We start from the raw sequence: 16,131 nt of genomic DNA on the forward strand, positions 1-16,131 counted from the left end.
TCTAGACCTGCGCCTTGGTGGCGATAGCCGACGTGATCCTCTCGATCGCCTCGGCGATGGGGATGCCGTTCTCCTGGTGGCCGTCGCGGAAGCGGAAGCTGACCGCACCGTTCGCGCGGTCCTCTTCGCCTGCGATCAACTGGAACGGGATCTTCTGCAGCGTGTGCGTGCGGATCTTCTTCGGCATCCGGTCGCTGGAGGTGTCGAGCTCTGCGCGCACGCCCAGAACTTTCAGCTGGTCGATGATGCCGGCGAGGTACTCCTGGTACTCCTCCGCCACCGGGATGCCCATGACCTGCACCGGGGACAGCCAGACCGGGAAGGCTCCGGCATAGTGCTCGAGCAGGATGGCGAAGAACCGCTCGATCGAGCCGAGCAGCGCGCGGTGGATCATCACCGGCTGCTGATGACTGCCGTCGGCCGCGGTGTACTCGAGGTCGAAGCGATCCGGCTGGTTGAAGTCGAGCTGCACGGTCGACAGCTGCCAGGTGCGCCCGATGGCGTCCCGTGCCTGCACCGAGATCTTCGGACCGTAGAAGGCCGCTCCGCCCGGGTCGGGAACGAGATCAAGGCCGGATGCGACCGCCACTTCGCGCAGCGTCTCGGTCGCCTGCTCCCACAGTTCGTCAGCCCCGACGGACTTCTCCGGGTTGCGGGTGGAGAGCTCGAGATAGAAGTCGGTGAGACCGTAGCCGCGCAGAGTTTCGAGCACGAACTCGAGCTGGCTCGCAACCTCGTCCTTGACCTGCTCCGGTGTGACGTAGATGTGCGCGTCGTCCTGGGTGAGGCCGCGCACGCGGGTGAGACCCTGCAGGGTTCCGCTCTTCTCGTACCGATACACCGTGCCGAACTCGGCGAGGCGCAGGGGAAGCTCCCGATAGCTGCGTCCGCGCGCCCGGAAGATCAGGTTGTGGAACGGGCAGTTCATCGGCTTGAGGTAGTAGTCCTGGCCCTGCTTGGTGACGTGGCCGTCGGCATCGACCTCTTCGTCCAGGTGCATCGGGGGGAACATCCCCTCCCGGTACCACTGCAGGTGACCACTGGTCTCGAACAGCGCGCCCTTGGTGATGTGGGGCGAGTTGACGAGCTCATAGCCATTGGCGCGAAGCCGCTGGCGCATGTAGTCCTCGATCTCGGCACGGATGATGCCGCCCTTCGGGTGGAACACCGCGAGTCCGGAGCCGATCTCCTCCGGGAACGAGAACAGGTCGAGCTCTGCCCCGAGCTTGCGGTGGTCGCGCTTAGCAGCCTCCTCGAGACGGCTCTGGTAGGCGCGCAGCTCCTCCTTGGTCGGCCAGGCCGTGCCATAGACGCGTTGCAACTGCTTGTTCTTCTCCGAGCCGCGCCAGTAGGCGGCGGCGGAGCGGGTGAGCGCGTATCCGTTGCCGATCATGCGGGTGTTCGGCAGGTGCGGGCCGCGGCAGAGGTCTTTCCAGACCGTCTCCCCCGTCTTCGGGTCGACGTTGTCGTAGATTGTCAGCTCCGCGCCGCCTACCTCGACGGATTCGTTGTCGTCGGTGCTGCCGTCGCCCTCGCCGACATGACCCTTCAGGCCGATCAGCTCGAGCTTGTACGGCTCGTTCGACAGTTCGGCGCGCGCCTCGTCCTCGGTGACCACGCGACGCTGGAAACGCTGACCCTGCTTGATGATCGCCGCCATTGCCTTGTCGATGGCCTTCAGGTCTTCCGGGGTGAATGGGGTGTCGACATCGAAGTCGTAGTAGAAACCGTCGGTGATCGGCGGACCGATACCGAGCTTCGCCTCGGGGTTGATCGACTGCACGGCCTGGGCTGCGACGTGCGCGGCGGAATGGCGCAGGATGCTGAGTCCCGCTGGAGAAGAGATCAACACCGGTTCTGCGGTCTGGCCGGCCTCCACCGTCGCCGCGAGGTCGAGCAGGTCGCCGTTCACGTACATGGCGACGATCTTGCGGTCGGAGAAGAGCCCGAACCCGGTCGTGGTCTCCGTCGCCGTGATCGACTCGACTGCCCCATTCGGTACAGCGGTGGACTCGTTGCCGGCAGGCGATTCAGACACGACGAAGGTGCTCCTTACAGGGTGGAAATGTAGTTCCAACTGTAGCGGCGCGAGAAACACGTAAGGCCCCGGACCGAAGTCCGGGGCCTTACTCGTGTGAGCGATACTGGGATCGAACCAGCGACCTCTTCCGTGTCAGGGAAGCGCGCTACCGCTGCGCCAATCGCTCAAGCTATTTATATCTGTGGAGGTGACGACGGGATTTGAACCCGTGTGGACGGCTTTGCAGGCCGCTGCCTCGCCTCTCGGCCACGCCACCATGATCTGAACTTCAGTACTACCAGTGCTGACAACTACTTCAGCACACTTTATTCAGCTCTGTGTGTATAAGTCGTGAGACTCTTCCTTCGAGCGGATGACGAGATTCGAACTCGCGACCCTCACCTTGGCAAGGTGATGCGCTACCACTGCGCCACATCCGCATTTCGCTTTACATTTCTGCGTGCGGAAATGACTCTAGCCCAGCCGAGCGCAGAGAGCCAATTCGGGCGCGCACGCCGCGCGTGTCACGCGAGTCGCGCCGGTTATCGGCACGGACCACCGCTCGCGATATGGCAAGATTGTCGAGTCAGGGCGATTGGCGCAGTTGGTAGCGCGCTTCCTTCACACGGAAGAGGTCATCGGTTCGAGTCCGGTATCGCCCACCAGAATCACTTCTGAAGCCCCGGTTTTCCGGGGCTTTCGTCGTTTCAGATCGCGTCGATTCAGGATGTTTGCGCATCGAGCTGCGCGTACCCGCGGGCAAAGGCCGACTCGAGCATCCACGCTGGCCAGAGCTCGAGGCCGCCTTCGGCCACCGCGGCAGCCACGGACAATCCGGCGGCATGCCTCGAGCGGATGGCGTGAGCCACGGCTGCGAGCTGGTCAATCTGACGCTCGACAAAATCGCGATCGACCACCGTGCCATGCCCCGGGATGATGGGATCGCTCGACGAGATCGAGTCGAGCAGACGCGCCACGGCGTCCGGCCAGAGCAGCGGAAAGCTGCCAGACCCGAACATCGGCGGACCGGACTGTTCGATCACGTCGCCGAGCGCCCAGACCCGCACATCGGGGACGAAAACGGCGATATCCGTGTCGGTGTGGCCGGGGTCGATCGGGATCAGCTCGACCGCCCTCCCGCCGAGATCGACGGTGCTGGGCTCGGAAATGAGCACCGTCGGCGCCGTCAGCACGACATCCGCCCAACTCTGACCCGGCTCTCGTGCCGGATCGGCCTGCGCCGCGGCGACTCTCGGCGCCTCATAGTCAGCGTGGTGGGCGGCGATGCGGTAGTGCCCGTAGATCGGGATGCCTCGCGCCGCGAAGACCTGGTTGCCGAAGGTGTGGTCGTAGTGGGCGTGGGTGTTGATTACCGCAACGATCGGGAGGCCGAACTCGTGCTCGACATCGGCGATCATCTCCTCGCCCTCCGCCGGATTGTTACGGGTGTCGATGACCGAGACGCCCGAGGTCCCGACGATGGCCACAATCGACACATCCTCCGGGTCGTAACGGCGCTGGGACACGCCGTCGGCGATTTCGGTCCACGCTGAGCTCGACATCCGGCCATCATAGGGAGACCCCGCTACGAAGGAAGAGCATGCAGAGCCTCTCCAGCCGCCTGATGCCGCTCGTGATGACGCTGCGGGGTGCGAAGCGGCGCTATTCGTCGGCCGAGCTCACGCTGAAGCGGGTAGACGAACTGCGCGCACATCCCGCATCGTGGGCTCCCCCGCCCGCACTCGCGAAAAAGGTTCGCGTCGAGCAAACGACGGTGGGCGGCATGCCCGTGTACACGGTCGGCCCGCGTGACGGCACCGTAACCAGGGTTGCTCTCTACCTGCACGGCGGGTCGTACGTGTTCCAGATCCAACGACAGCACTGGACGCTGATTGCCGACCTCGCCGCGACCGCTGGCATCCGTTTCACCGTTCCGATCTTTCCGCTCGCGCCCGAGGCGACCGCGTCGACCATCGTGCCCACGATGACGGAGCTCGCGGCGTCCCTCATCACCGAACACGGCGCGCGCCATTTCGGTCTGTTCGGCGACTCGGCCGGTGGGGGGATGGCGCTGGCCGTCGCCCAGCAGCTGCGCGACCGCGGATTCCCCGCCCCGCGGGCGACCGTGCTTATCTCCCCGTGGCTGGACATCAGCGGCACCGACCCCCGCCTGGCGCAGATCGCGCCCAGCGACCCATGGCTGGCCGTCCCGGGTTCGCACGCCGCCGGGGAGCTCTATCGCGGTGACCTTCCCGAGCTCGATCCGCTGGTGAGTCCGATCTACGGCAACCTGCTGGGCCTCGGACCGATCACGATGTTCAGCGGCACCCGCGACATCCTGAATGCCGACGCTCACCGCCTGGTGGATGCCGCGGCTGTCGCCGGCGTCGACCTCGACTTCCATGAGGCGCCAGGCATGATTCACGTCTACCCGCTGCTGCCTATCGGCGAGGCGAAGGCTGCGCGCGAGGTCATGCGCCGCGCGATGCGCTGACCCCGGCTACCGCCGCGGCCTCAGGGCGAGCCAGAGCAGCGCGGCGACACCGAACCCGGCGATCCCGGCCAGAATGACGGCCAGCACCTGGCCGAACAGCACCTCGGGCTGGCCGGTGTAGATGAAGCTCACGTCTTTCGCGACCAGCCCCAGAAGCAGGATGCCCGAGCCCCCTGCCACGAGGAGCGTCGCGGCGATCCGGCGCGCCGCTCCGCCCTCGGGGAGGAAGGCGACCAGCATCCCCGCGAGTAGCCCGACGACGAGCGCAACCGGGGTGATCAGGTAGGCGGCGGTAGGCGCCGCGGCGGCGAGGCCTCCCAGCGCACCGAAGACCACCCCCGAGATGGTGTTCCGCCGTCGACGTAACCGCTCAACCAGCGCTGCGGTCGCCACGGCAGCGATCGGCATGACCACGGTGTTGATGACGATGAGCCCGGCAACCGGGTCGATGCCGAGCTGCAAACCGAGCAGCCAGGCCAGCCAGGCAAGCCAGATCGCCGCAACGAGTCCGAGCGAGCCCGTCCCGAGCCGCACGGGCTGCGGGCGGGCTCTGTCCACCACTCTGGCCACCACGAGGGTGCCTAGCGTCGCGCAGGCAGCCGCGATCACGATCGGCAGCGCCACCCCGAAGTCGAGGTAGCCGAGCCCCGTTGCGAACGGATCCCACCACAGCGTCAGCACGACGCTCACGATCGGCACGAACACCGCCGCGGTCAGCACCAGCGCGTAGATGAGCTGCCGCCCGAGTGGCGCGCCGGCGATCCCCAGCGTCGCCACGGTCGCGAACAGGGCTCCGAGAGCGATCGCCGGGGCGATGTACGCCGGGGCGATGCCGGTGATTCCGGTCAGCACCGCGATGCCGGTCATCACCGCACCGAGCGTCGCGACGAAAAACATCCGTCGCGCCCGGAGGGACTCCCCCGCCGACCGGGCCCGCAGCAGCGCGAACAGCGGCACCAGGGCCAGGATGCCAGCGGCACTCAATCCACTCAACGCCGCCGTAGCGACGGGCGCAGCATCCATCTCGGTCCTTCGAATCGGTCTGACACTCGCCAGCCAACAGTAAGGGGTGCCGTCCCGAAGGACGGCACCCCACTGGCTGTGTGCCGCTAGTGCCTAGACGGTTTCGAGTGCGTAGCCCTCTTCACCGTGGACGATGGTGTCGACCCCGGCGACCTCATCCTCGTTGGTGATACGGAATCCGATGGTCTTCTGGATGACGGTGCCGATGATCCAGGCGAGTCCGAACGAGTAGACGCCGATTCCGATTCCCGCCAACGCCTGCACACCGAGCTGCTTGAAGCTGCCGGTGTCGATGAGGCCGATGCCGGAGCCGAAGATACCGATGTAGAGCGTGCCGAGCAGGCCACCGACGAGGTGGATGCCGACGACATCGAGCGAGTCATCGAAGCCGAGCTTGAACTTCAGGTCGATAGCGAGGGCGCAGACCGCACCGGCCAGGATGCCCAGCACGATCGCCCACCCCGGGGTCAGGATGTTACAGGCCGGGGTGATCGCGACAAGACCGGCTACGGCGCCCGATGCTGCACCGATCGAGGTGGGCTTGCCGTCTTTGATCCGTTCGACGATCAGCCAGCCGAGGATGGCCGCGGCCGGGGCTGCAAGGGTGTTGATCCAGGCGATGGCGGCGACACCGTCGACAGCGGCCTCGGAGCCGGAGTTGAATCCGAACCAGCCGAACCAGAGCAGCGCCGCGCCGAGGAGCGTCAGCGGCACGTTGTGCGGCTTGGACATGCCCTTGCTGAAGCCGACGCGCTTGCCGAGCACCAGTGCCAGGGCCAGGCCCGCGGCACCGGCGTTGATGTGCACAGCGGTACCACCAGCGAAGTCATTGACCTTGAGCAGAGCCGGGGCCCACCCATCGGTCAGGTTGAAGACCCAGTAGGCGACGGGGAAGTAGACGATGGTGACCCAGATGCCCGCGAAGATCATCCAGGAGCCGAACTTGGCACGGTCGGCGATGGCGCCGGAGATCAGCGCGACGGTGATGATCGCGAACGTAGCCTGGAAACCGGCGAAAGCGAGACCGTTGAGGTCGGCATCCATGGCCCCGTCCTTGCCGATGTTGATCAGGCTGCCGAGACCGAGCGATCCGGCGAACGGGTTACCCAACCAGTGCGGGATGAGCGGCTTGCCGAAGGCGAGTCCGTAGCCGTAGAGAACCCACAGCACACCGACGAGTCCCATTGCGCCGAAGCTCATCATCATCATGCTGATGACGCTCTTGGCGCGGACCATACCGCCGTAGAAGAAGGCAACGCCGGGAGTCATGATGAGCACGAGGGCAGCAGCGACAAGAAGCCACAGCGAGTTCAGGTTTGAAGTAATGCCGTCTGTAGTGGCATTCGTTAAGACCGACAAGTCGACCATGTGGGGGTTGCCTCTCTCTGATTACAAGGGGTTACCCTCCGACTTCGTGCGCGTGGCGGGCAGCCTGCGCAAAAGACGTCGGGTGCACGCAAGTTTGCTGCGTCGATATTTCCGCACGGGTGTAGACGTGTTTCGAGTGGGTTACGCGATCATCGGGCGTGTAAACACTGTGTTTCGCCGGCGTCTGACACCGCCATCACTGCGCGCGGATGTTCACGGAGCCGAGAGCCGACGCTCCGCATCGTGCCGCAGCGCGGCCAATCGCCGGTAGTAGGCGGCCAACCGCGAGACAAGGATGCCCGCGAGCACTATCGAGATCGCCGAGCCGAGCAGCACGGCCAGGGTTCCTTCGTCGGCCACCTCCGGCCGTCGAGCAAAAGCCAACTCGTTCATGAGGAGCGAAACGGTGAACCCGACGCCGCCGAGCGCTCCGGCGGTGACCAGTCCCTGGAAAGTCAGCTGCGGTCGGTTGCCCTTGGCGCCGACGAAGCTGGAGAGCCAACCGCCGAGACCTATCCCGATCAGCTTGCCGACCGGGAGTGCGATCAGGATCCCCCAGAACGGAGCCTTCAGCTCGCCGATGGTTACCTGCGGAATCGCCACCAGCGCAGCAGAGAACGCGAATAGGGGAAGGATGCCGCCGTTCGTTATCGGCTCCAGTGCGTGCCGCACGCGCATGCCCGGCTTTCGCAGCATCGCGAGCCCCAGAGCGACTCCCGCGATGGTCGCATGCACGCCGGACTCGTAGACGAGGAACCAGGTGAGCAGCGCGACCGGCACCATCGCGATGGTTACCGGGACGCGCATCCGGGTGCCGAGCAACCGGCTGAGCAGGGCAAACACCGCGACTCCGACAACGGCGATCGCCAGGAAGAGCAGGTTCGGGTCTTTCGTGAAGAACAGCGCGATGATCAGGATCGCCACGATGTCATCGAGGATCGCCAACGCCAGAATGAAGATGCGCAGCCTCGACGGGATGCCCTTGCCGAAAACGGCGAGAACGCCGAGCGCAAAGGCGATGTCCGTCGCCGTGGGAATGGGCCACCCCCCGGAATAGCCCGAGCCCGCCGTCACCGCGAGGTAGATCAGGGCGGGAACGAGCACTCCCCCGATTGCGGCGATCGCCGGACGCACCGCCTTCGACACCGAGTTGAGTTGCCCGACGGTGAGCTCGTTCTTCAGCTCGATGGCAACGACGAAGAAGAAGACGGCGAGGAGGCCGTCGCTGATCCAGTGCCCGACGGAGAGGTCGACCGGCGTACCGGGAATCGACAGGTGCGCATGCTGAATGGCCATCAGCCCCGCACCGAGGGGACTGTTGGCGGCGATCAATCCCAGTACCGCTGCGATCAGCAGCAGCACGGCCGCCACCCGCTCCGACCTCATGATGCTCATTCGGTGTCCCCACTGCCGCATCGCGGCGCGCGTAATCTCGTGAAGCGATCTCTTCGATCACCTGCCGACCAGACTTCCCGGCGCACCAGGATCCAGCCTAGGCCAGCGGATCAGGACGAGGTCACCGGATCAGGACGAGGTCAGCGCGATCATGCGCGATACGGCACGCAGGTACTTCTTGCGATAGCCCCCGGCGAGCATGTCCTCCGCGAAGACCTGATCGAGCGAGAGGCCGGTGGCGATGATGCGCACCTGAGCGTCGTAGAGCCGGTCGACGAAGGCGACCAGGCGGAGGGCATCCGTCTGATTGTCAAGCAGGTGCACCCCCTCGAACCCGACCGCCTCCAGCCCATCGATGAGCTTCACATACCGGGACGGGTGAACGGATGCCAGGTGCGCGAGCACCCCATCGAACGAGTCGACCGTGACCCCGCCGACCTGGCCCGCGACTGCGGCGGCGAAGGATTCGTCATCCAGTGTCACCGCATGACCCTCGAGATCGCGCCGCCGGTAGTCCGTGCCGTCGATCCGCAGCGTGTCGAATCTGGCCGAGAGGGCGTCGATCTCGCGCAGGAAGTCCTGCGCGGCGAAGCGTCCCTCACCGAGCGCATTCGGCGGGGTATTGGAGGTCGCCGCGATCTTGGACCCGCTGGCGACGAGCTCAGACAGCAGCCGCGACATCAACCGGGTGTCACCGGGATCGTCGAGTTCGAACTCGTCGATGCAGACGAGCGAAGCTCCCTTCAGCAGCGCGACCGCCTGTTGGTAGCCGAGCGCGCCGACCAGCGCGGTGTACTCGATGAACGTGCCGAAGTACTTGCGCTCGGGCGCGAGGTGCCAGAGGGCGGCGAGCAGGTGGGTTTTTCCGACTCCGAAGCCACCGTCGAGATAGATGCCCGGGAGTGTCTGTGCGGCCTTCTTTCGGGTGAACAGCCCACCCTTCTTGCCTCCGTGCCAGCCGGTCGCGAAAGCGCGGATCGCGGCGATCGCAGCGCCCTGCGATGGGTAGTCACGGTCGGGACGATAGGTGTCGAGGGTGGCAGTGAGAAACTGCCGCGGCGGCACCAGATGAGCGGCGATCTCCTCGCCACTGAGCGTGGGCGAGCGGTCGACCAGGCGCTCGGGGGCGCCGGTCTGCTGCGATGTCACGAAAGGCACCTTACGGACGTGGATGGGCTATGTGTCGAAGTCTTGCGGCGACCTTCGGTGAGGCGGCCTCGACGACCGCATTCCCGCGTAGATTTGTTCGGCGGCCTGCTGTCCCAGACTAGCCCGCGCATCCCACACGATCGGTCGCCCACTCGGGCGCCAACTGGAGGTACCCATGGCCGTCGAGGTCGACTCTTCACCACGCTTCGCCGAGTTCGCTCACCCCGAACGTCTGGTCAGCACGCAGTGGCTGGCCGACCACCTCGGCACGCCGGGGCTCGTCGTCGTCGAGTCCGACGAAGACGTGCTGCTCTACGAGACGGGCCACATCCCCGGTGCCGTCAAGATCGATTGGCACACCGACCTCAACGACCCGGTCGAGCGCGACTACATCGACGGTGAGCAGTTCGCCGCGCTCCTGGGCTCCCGCGGCATCGGCCGCGACACGACCATCGTCGTCTACGGCGACAAGAACAACTGGTGGGCCGCGTACGCCCTCTGGGTCTTCACCCTGTTCGGCCACCAGGATGTCCGCATCCTCGACGGCGGCCGGGCCAAGTGGGAGGCCGAAGGCCGCGACTACACGACGGATGCCTCCACTCCCGTCGCCGTCGACTACCCGGTCGTCGAGCGCGACGACGCCGACATCCGTGCGTTCAAAGACGACGTGCTTGCCGCTCTCGGCACGGATCCCCTGATCGACGTCCGCTCACCCGAGGAATACAGCGGAGAGCGCACCACCGCCCCCGCCTACCCCGACGAGGGTGCGCTGCGCGCCGGCCATATCCCCAGCGCGCAGAACGTTCCGTGGGGCAAGGCTGCCGCCGAAGACGGCACCTTCCGCTCCCTCGACGAGTTGAACGCGCTCTACCGCGACCAGGCCGGTCTCCACGACGGCGACAGCGTGATCGCCTACTGCCGCATCGGCGAGCGGTCGAGTCACACCTGGTTTGTGCTCACGCATCTGCTCGGCTTCGACAGCGTGCGCAACTACGACGGCTCATGGACCGAGTGGGGCTCTGCAGTGCGCGTCCCGATCGTGCGCGGCACCGAGCCCGGCGTGGCCGTCGCTCGCTGACCACGGTTCTCGTGACCACGGTGCCGGGACGGGCAACTGCTCGTCCCGGCGCTGGGATACTGGAGAGACCATGACTGACGAGCTCCCCGAACCGCAGCTGCCTGAACAGCTCAGCGAGATCCGCACCGACTTCCTCGACCTTCCCGAGAAAGACAGGCTTCTGCTGTTGTTGGAGTTCGCCAACGAACTCCCCGAGCTGCCGGCGCGCTACTCCGAGCACCCCGATCTGCTCGAGCAGGTCGTCGAATGCCAGTCCCCCGTCTTCATCTTCGTCGAGGTCGATGATGACAACCGCGTGCATGTCTACGCCACCGCGCCCAAGGAGGCGCCGACCACCCGCGGTTTCGCGTCGATCATCGCGCAGGGCCTCGGCGGCCTCACCGTCGAGCAGGCTCTCGCCGTTCCCGACGACTTCCCCAACACCATCGGCCTGACCGCTGCCGTCAGCCCGCTGCGCATCCGGGGCATGACCGCTCTGCTCGCCCGGTCCAAGCGACAGATCCGCGAGAAGAGCGCTCCCTTAACCGAGTCCGGCGCGTGATCGTTCGGCCGGTCTTCCCCGAGGTCGGCCCGCCCATCGACCTGGCGACGGATGACGCCCGCTCGCGCCTCGACGCGCTCTACGCCACCCCGAGCACCGAGTGGCTCCGCATCAACCTGGTTCTGTCGGTCGACGGCAGCGCGGCCGGCAGCGACGGAACCTCCGCATCACTCACGGCGGGTGCCGACCGAAAGGTGCTCGGCGCGATCCGCCGTGCTGCCGATGTCGTTCTCGTCGGCGCAGAGTCGGTGCGCCGTGAAGGCTACGTGCTGCCGAAAACCGCTCCGCTCGCGATCGTCACCGGCAGCGGAGAGCTGAGCGGACATGCTCTCGCCGGCGTCGAGCCTGGTCGGCTGCTCGTGCTGTGCCCGGACTCCGCCCGCGATCGAGTCACCGCCGAACTGCCCGCCGCAACGGTGATCGTGCTGCCCGAGACGGAAGGGCGGATGGCCGCTGGTGAGATCATCGCCGCCCTGCGTGCCCGCGGGTTTGGATCCATCGTCTGCGAGGGTGGCCCAAGTCTCGCGGGCACCCTGGTCGACGCGGGACTGGTCGATGAGCTGTGTCTCAGCACGAGTCCGCGGATCGGCGGGCCACAGCATCCGCTGTCCGTCGCCGCCACGGAGTTGCGGCTCGAACGCCTCGCCGTCGACGATGCCGGCGTCGTGTTCGCGCGCTGGTCAGTCGCGCGGATCTCCCGTTAGGGGCAGCGCGGCAAGCCAGTCGCGAATCGCCATCGTCCAGCGCGGGCGGTCGTAGTTCCACAGTTTGCAGTGCGCAGCGCCCGTGAAGGCCTCGAAGTCGACGATGTCGGGCCGCTCCTCGGCGAGGGCGCGCGACGCGGTGACCGGTACGAAGCCGTCATCCACGCTGTGCATGAGCAGAATCGGCAGGTTCAGCTCCGGCGCGCGCGCGACGAAGTCGAGCCGTGGCAGGTCGATCGCCCTGCCCTGCCCGGTGAGTCGGCGGCCCCAGGGCTTGCCGATGAGGGCGAGCACCGCCGAACTGATCGGTGTCGGCAGCCGATTGAGAGTGCCCTGATAGCGCAGCGCGGTGACCCAGTCGATCACGGGAGAGTCCAGCGCGATTCCTCGCACGAGCTCTGCATGCTCGGAGCGCGTCAGGGCCTGCAGCACCGTCGCGCCGCCCATCGACCAGCCCATCAGCACCAGATCGGTCGCCCCGTGCTCTTTCGCATAGGCCATAGCCGCGTCGATATCACGCCATTCGGTATCGCCAAGCCCATAGCGGCGGTCGAGGCTGAAAGGAGCTTCGCCATCGTTGCGGTACGACACCATCAGGGTCGTATAGCCGGCCTCTCGGAAGATCGGGGTCGCCCGGATGGTCTCGGTGCGACGCACCGCGCGGCCATGCACCTGGATCACCCACGGCATCCGTCCGTCGGCCCGGGGTTCTGCCGGCGGCACCCGCCACGCGGGGGCCGGTCCGAGTTCGGTCTGCACGGCGACTTCCTCGGTGGGGACCCCCAGCTCGGACGGATGCAGGTAGTACCACCCGGACAGCCGAGCTCGCGTCGCCGCCTCCAGGTCGCCGAACGAAACATCGATGAGCGTGCGGGTGACCGCGGTCGGCGTCGCGGCAAGGATCTCGCCCACCCGCGCGTAGCCCGCATCCCCCGCGAACCACAGGCCGTAGTCGCCGGGCAGCCGCGAATCGACGGTGGACGACAGCACGATCGTCCCGTCGTCGGGGCGCACAGCGAGGATGCGGATGTTCTCCTCCCGCCGTTTCGGCGGAGTGACGATCGTGCGCGCCACGAAGAGGGTCAGAGCCGCCGCGCCAGCAGTGAGCAGGGTGGCAAGCGTGCCCGCGGCCACGAGCGAGACACCCCACCATGGGATTCGGCGGGCGGCGTGCCTGCGATGATCTGCCACGAGAGAACTTTAGTCTTCGTACCGTGCCCGAAAACCTGGATGGACCGGCGGTACCCGCGGCCTTCGCCGCCGCGTTGGCCGCGGTGCGCAGTGCGACACTGCGACCGGAACTGGTGCTGACGGAGATACCGGCCCCGGGGAGCCTCGCACCGTACTCGATCGCCCTGGCCGCGGATGTCACCCCGGCACGACATTCGGAAGACTCCGAGTTGGGCACCGGTCGCTTCATCCTGCTCTACGACCCTGCCGGTTCGGACGCGTGGGGCGGCCAATTCCGCGTGGTCTGCTTCGCCCAGGCGCCGCTCGAGACCGAGATGGGCCTCGACCCTTTTCTTGCCGATGTCACGTGGTCGTGGCTGGTCGATGCGCTCGATGCGCGAGGAGCGAAATACCGGGCTGCGTCGGGCACTGCCACCAAGATCTTGTCCACCGGATACGGCGAATTGGAGAGCCAGGGCGACGGCGCGCAGATCGAACTCCGGGCATCATGGACCCCGCTCGGCCACGAGGTGACCTCGCATGTGGAAAGCTGGGGCGAGTTGTTGTGCATGTTGGCGGGCCTTCCGCCGGCTGCTGAAGGAGTGAGTGTGTTGGCTGCCCGTCGAGCTGGACGTGAGTAATAGCGAAGAGACCGTGCCCGCGGTCGAACCGGAGGTGGATGTCGCACCGGTTCAGGAGCCGCACGCCGTCGTCTCCGTCATCGATACCCGTGAGGCGTATCTCGCCGCGGTAGAAGCGATCGCCGCGGGGCACGGGCCGATCGCTATCGACGCGGAGCGAGCATCCGGTTTTCGCTATTCGCAACGCGCGTACCTGATTCAGATCTTCCGTCGGGGCTCCGGCGTCTTTCTGTTCGACCCGCCAGCGATCGGTGACTTCAGCGACCTCAATGCGCTGATTTCCGACGAGGAGTGGGTGCTGCACGCCGCCAGCCAAGACCTCGCCTGCCTGCGCGAGGTCGGCCTCGATCCCGAGCGAATCTTCGACACCGAGCTCGGCGCGCGCCTCGCCGGGCTGCCCCGGGTCGGTCTTGGCACCGTGGTCGAAGAACTTCTCGGCATCCATCTGGCAAAGGAGCACTCCGCCGCCGACTGGTCGACCCGGCCGCTCCCCCAGTCCTGGCTGGTGTACGCCGCGCTCGATGTCGAGCTGCTCCCCGACCTGCGCGACGCCGTCGGCGCGCTCCTCACCGAGGCTGGCAAGGCCGACATCGCCGAGCAGGAGTTCTCGGAGGTGCTGCACCGCGAGGCGAAGCCGCCGAAGACGGATGCCTGGCGAAAGCTCTCCGGGCTCCATACGGTTCGTGGGGCGCGCAACCTCGCCGTCGCCCGCTCGCTCTGGCAGGCGCGCGACGACTACGCCCAAGAGATCGACACCGCGCCCGGTCGGCTCGTGCCTGACTCCTCGCTGGTCGCAGCGGCCAAGGCGATGCCCGACTCGAAGCATGCTCTCGCCGGCATGCGTGATTTCACCGGGCGGGCCAGCCGTTCAGAACTCAATCGCTGGTGGGCTGCCATCGAAGCCGGCATGAGCACCGACGACCTGCCCGCACTCCGCGGCCCCGGCGACGCGATGCCGCCACCGCGCGCCTGGTCGGACCGCAACCCGGCCGCCGATAAGCGCCTGAAGGCCGCTCGCGCCGCGATCACCGACCTGTCGACCGAGTTGACGATTCCGCTCGAGAACCTGTTGACACCGGAGTTGCTGCGTCGGCTGGCCTGGAGCCCGCCGTCAGATCTCGACGTGGACAGCATCCGTTCCGCCCTCACCGAGCTCGGTGCCCGTCCGTGGCAGGTTGACGCTACCTCACAGGTAATTCACGATGCCTTTGTCGATGCCAGCCAAATCGAGGAAGAGCCCGGCGAGCCCGTTTCGTAGGAACAAGCAAACGATTCTCAGGGTTTTTCGCCCAACCATAGGATCGTCTGCGGTACTCATCGAAAGTGGAGGCATTGTGGCCGAGAGACATGAAGTCGTGTTCGTCGACGGGGTACGCACCCCGTTTGGACGCGCCGGCGAAAAAGGGATGTACTGGAACACCAGGGCCGACGACCTCGTCGTCAAGGCAATGGTCGGACTCCTCGATCGTCACCCCGAACTTCCCCAGGACCGCATCGATGACGTGGCCATCGCCGCCACCACTCAGCAGGGCGACCAGGGTCTGACGCTCGGCCGCACCGCCGCTCTGCTCGCGGGGCTGCCGAAGTCGGTGCCCGGTTACGCAATCGACCGCATGTGTGCTGGCGCGATGACATCGGTCACCACCATCGCCGGGGCCATCGGCTTCGGCGCGTACGACCTCGCCCTCGCCGGCGGGGTCGAGCACATGGGCCGCCACCCCATGGGATTCGGCGCCGACCCGAACCCCCGTTTCCTGTCCGAGAAGCTGGTCGGCGAGGAGGCGCTCAACATGGGCTCCACCGCCGAGCGCATCCACGACCGCTTCCCGCACCTCACCAAGGAACGCGCGGATCACTACGCCCTGCGCAGCCAGCAGAAGGCCGCGGCTGCGTACGACAAGGGCAAGTTCCAGCCCGACCTCATCCCGGTCGCAACCCGCGGAGAGAACGGATGGGGGCTCGCCACGCGCGACGAAGCCCTCCGCCCCGAGACCACGCTGGAGGGTCTCGCCGGACTCCGCACGCCGTTTCGCCCGCACGGTCGCGTCACCGCCGGAAACTCGTCTGGGCTCAACGATGGCGCGACCATCAGCCTGCTCGCCAGTGAGGCGACCGCCAAGGAACTCGGTCTCCCCACCAAGATGAAGCTCGTCAGCTTTGCCTTCGCCGGCGTCGAGCCGGAGATCATGGGCATCGGACCGGTCCCCTCGACCGAGAAGGCGCTGAAGAAGGCAGGCCTGACGATCGACGACATCGGCCTGTTCGAGTTGAACGAGGCGTTCGCCATCCAGGTTCTGTCGCTGCTCGACCACTTTGGGATCGACGACGACGACCCCCGGGTCAACCAGTGGGGCGGCGCGATCGCGATCGGACATCCGCTCGCCTCGTCCGGCGTGCGCCTGATGATCCAGCTCGCCGCGCAGTTCGCCGAGCGCCCCGACGTGCGCTACGGCCTCACCGCCATGTGCATCGGTCTCGGCCAGGGCGGCTCGGTCATCTGGGAGAACCCGTACTTCGACGGAAAGAAGAAGAAGTAGATGACGATCGA

The 16,131-nt window shown here is 66.5% G+C and carries 14 protein-coding genes and 4 tRNA genes; 8 read left to right on the top strand and 10 right to left on the bottom strand.

Annotated elements, in window-relative coordinates; all coding sequences use genetic code 11:
• Position 1: 1 nt before the first annotated feature.
• The 4 genes from thrS to IV501_RS10815 all read right to left on the bottom strand — a co-directional run bounded on the left by thrS (position 2) and on the right by IV501_RS10815 (position 2,460).
• Positions 2 to 1,918: a threonine--tRNA ligase gene (gene thrS, locus IV501_RS10800; protein ID WP_234698268.1), complete on the bottom strand. Its 1,917-nt coding sequence runs from the start codon at positions 1,916 to 1,918 to the stop codon at positions 2 to 4.
• Positions 1,919 to 2,135: 217 nt separating this feature from the next.
• A tRNA-Val gene (locus IV501_RS10805) sits at positions 2,136 to 2,207 on the bottom strand.
• Between the two features lie 16 nt (positions 2,208 to 2,223).
• Positions 2,224 to 2,297: transfer RNA gene (locus IV501_RS10810), tRNA-Cys, on the bottom strand.
• Between the two features lie 91 nt (positions 2,298 to 2,388).
• Positions 2,389 to 2,460 (bottom strand) — tRNA-Gly (locus tag IV501_RS10815).
• Positions 2,461 to 2,609: 149 nt separating this feature from the next.
• Between IV501_RS10815 and IV501_RS10820 the strand changes: the two genes are divergently transcribed.
• A tRNA-Val gene (locus IV501_RS10820) sits at positions 2,610 to 2,685 on the top strand.
• Between the two features lie 57 nt (positions 2,686 to 2,742).
• On the opposite strand, the gene IV501_RS10825 is transcribed toward IV501_RS10820, so the two are convergent.
• Entirely contained in the window at positions 2,743 to 3,582 is an 840-nt protein-coding gene (locus IV501_RS10825) for an MBL fold metallo-hydrolase (protein WP_200555053.1), read from the bottom strand.
• A 38-nt stretch (positions 3,583 to 3,620) separates the two neighbouring features.
• On the opposite strand from IV501_RS10825, the gene IV501_RS10830 reads away from it, so the two are divergent.
• Positions 3,621 to 4,514, top strand: a complete 894-nt coding sequence (locus tag IV501_RS10830; RefSeq protein WP_200555052.1) for an alpha/beta hydrolase fold domain-containing protein — start codon at positions 3,621 to 3,623, stop codon at positions 4,512 to 4,514.
• A 6-nt stretch (positions 4,515 to 4,520) separates the two neighbouring features.
• On the opposite strand, the gene IV501_RS10835 is transcribed toward IV501_RS10830, so the two are convergent.
• From IV501_RS10835 to zapE, 4 genes are all read right to left on the bottom strand, one after another.
• On the bottom strand, positions 4,521 to 5,537 hold the full coding sequence (locus tag IV501_RS10835; RefSeq protein WP_200555051.1) for a hypothetical protein: 1,017 nt from the start codon (positions 5,535 to 5,537) through the stop codon (positions 4,521 to 4,523).
• A 93-nt stretch (positions 5,538 to 5,630) separates the two neighbouring features.
• The gene (locus tag IV501_RS10840; protein ID WP_200555050.1) at positions 5,631 to 6,905 is read right to left on the bottom strand and encodes an ammonium transporter; all 1,275 of its coding nucleotides are present in this window, start codon (positions 6,903 to 6,905) and stop codon (positions 5,631 to 5,633) included.
• 213 nt (positions 6,906 to 7,118) lie between these two features.
• Positions 7,119 to 8,300 carry a Na+/H+ antiporter NhaA gene (gene nhaA, locus IV501_RS10845; RefSeq protein WP_200555049.1) on the bottom strand — a complete coding sequence of 394 codons (1,182 nt, stop codon included), beginning with the start codon at positions 8,298 to 8,300 and terminating at the stop codon, positions 7,119 to 7,121.
• 129 nt (positions 8,301 to 8,429) lie between these two features.
• A complete protein-coding gene (zapE, locus tag IV501_RS10850; RefSeq protein WP_200555048.1) occupies positions 8,430 to 9,449 on the bottom strand; it encodes a cell division protein ZapE in 1,020 nt (339 codons plus the stop codon).
• Between the two features lie 175 nt (positions 9,450 to 9,624).
• On the opposite strand from zapE, the gene IV501_RS10855 reads away from it, so the two are divergent.
• The 3 genes from IV501_RS10855 to IV501_RS10865 all read left to right on the top strand — a co-directional run bounded on the left by IV501_RS10855 (position 9,625) and on the right by IV501_RS10865 (position 11,772).
• Positions 9,625 to 10,527, top strand: coding sequence for a sulfurtransferase (locus tag IV501_RS10855; protein WP_200555047.1), 903 nt, complete (start codon positions 9,625 to 9,627; stop codon positions 10,525 to 10,527).
• A gap of 70 nt (positions 10,528 to 10,597) precedes the next feature.
• Positions 10,598 to 11,068, top strand: a complete 471-nt coding sequence (locus IV501_RS10860) for a SufE family protein (RefSeq protein WP_200555046.1) — start codon at positions 10,598 to 10,600, stop codon at positions 11,066 to 11,068.
• Entirely contained in the window at positions 11,065 to 11,772 is a 708-nt protein-coding gene (locus IV501_RS10865) for a dihydrofolate reductase family protein (protein WP_200555045.1), read from the top strand. Before IV501_RS10860 ends, IV501_RS10865 begins: the two co-directional genes overlap by 4 nt.
• On the opposite strand, the gene IV501_RS16580 is transcribed toward IV501_RS10865, so the two are convergent.
• On the bottom strand, positions 11,749 to 12,963 hold the full coding sequence (locus IV501_RS16580; protein ID WP_307812164.1) for an alpha/beta hydrolase family protein: 1,215 nt from the start codon (positions 12,961 to 12,963) through the stop codon (positions 11,749 to 11,751). The genes IV501_RS10865 and IV501_RS16580 overlap by 24 nt on opposite strands.
• Positions 12,964 to 12,986: 23 nt before the next feature.
• Here IV501_RS16580 and IV501_RS10875 point away from each other — a divergent pair, with 23 nt between their 5' ends.
• The 3 genes from IV501_RS10875 to IV501_RS10885 all read left to right on the top strand — a co-directional run bounded on the left by IV501_RS10875 (position 12,987) and on the right by IV501_RS10885 (position 16,120).
• Entirely contained in the window at positions 12,987 to 13,583 is a 597-nt protein-coding gene (locus IV501_RS10875) for a DUF3000 domain-containing protein (protein WP_307812163.1), read from the top strand.
• Between the two features lie 34 nt (positions 13,584 to 13,617).
• Positions 13,618 to 14,841 carry a ribonuclease D gene (locus IV501_RS10880; RefSeq protein ID WP_200555429.1) on the top strand — a complete coding sequence of 408 codons (1,224 nt, stop codon included), beginning with the start codon at positions 13,618 to 13,620 and terminating at the stop codon, positions 14,839 to 14,841.
• A gap of 76 nt (positions 14,842 to 14,917) precedes the next feature.
• The gene (locus tag IV501_RS10885; RefSeq protein WP_200555043.1) at positions 14,918 to 16,120 is read left to right on the top strand and encodes a thiolase family protein; all 1,203 of its coding nucleotides are present in this window, start codon (positions 14,918 to 14,920) and stop codon (positions 16,118 to 16,120) included.
• The last annotated feature ends 11 nt before the right edge of the window (positions 16,121 to 16,131 follow it).

The sequence above is a fragment of the Lacisediminihabitans changchengi genome (assembly GCF_016634425.1).
Classification (GTDB): Bacteria; Actinomycetota; Actinomycetes; order Actinomycetales; family Microbacteriaceae; genus Lacisediminihabitans; species Lacisediminihabitans changchengi.

Excerpts from the sequence above, each read along its gene's own strand:
- IV501_RS10855 (WP_200555047.1), top strand. The coding sequence starts at position 9,625 with ATGGCCGTCGAGGTCGACTCTTCACCACGCTTCGCCGAGTTCGCTCAC.
- IV501_RS10840 (WP_200555050.1), bottom strand. The coding sequence starts at position 6,905 with ATGGTCGACTTGTCGGTCTTAACGAATGCCACTACAGACGGCATTACT.
- IV501_RS10830 (WP_200555052.1), top strand. The coding sequence starts at position 3,621 with ATGCAGAGCCTCTCCAGCCGCCTGATGCCGCTCGTGATGACGCTGCGG.
- IV501_RS10825 (WP_200555053.1), bottom strand. The coding sequence starts at position 3,582 with ATGTCGAGCTCAGCGTGGACCGAAATCGCCGACGGCGTGTCCCAGCGC.
- IV501_RS10860 (WP_200555046.1), top strand. The coding sequence starts at position 10,598 with ATGACTGACGAGCTCCCCGAACCGCAGCTGCCTGAACAGCTCAGCGAG.
- thrS (WP_234698268.1), bottom strand. The coding sequence starts at position 1,918 with ATGTACGTGAACGGCGACCTGCTCGACCTCGCGGCGACGGTGGAGGCC.
- nhaA (WP_200555049.1), bottom strand. The coding sequence starts at position 8,300 with ATGAGCATCATGAGGTCGGAGCGGGTGGCGGCCGTGCTGCTGCTGATC.
- IV501_RS10835 (WP_200555051.1), bottom strand. The coding sequence starts at position 5,537 with ATGGATGCTGCGCCCGTCGCTACGGCGGCGTTGAGTGGATTGAGTGCC.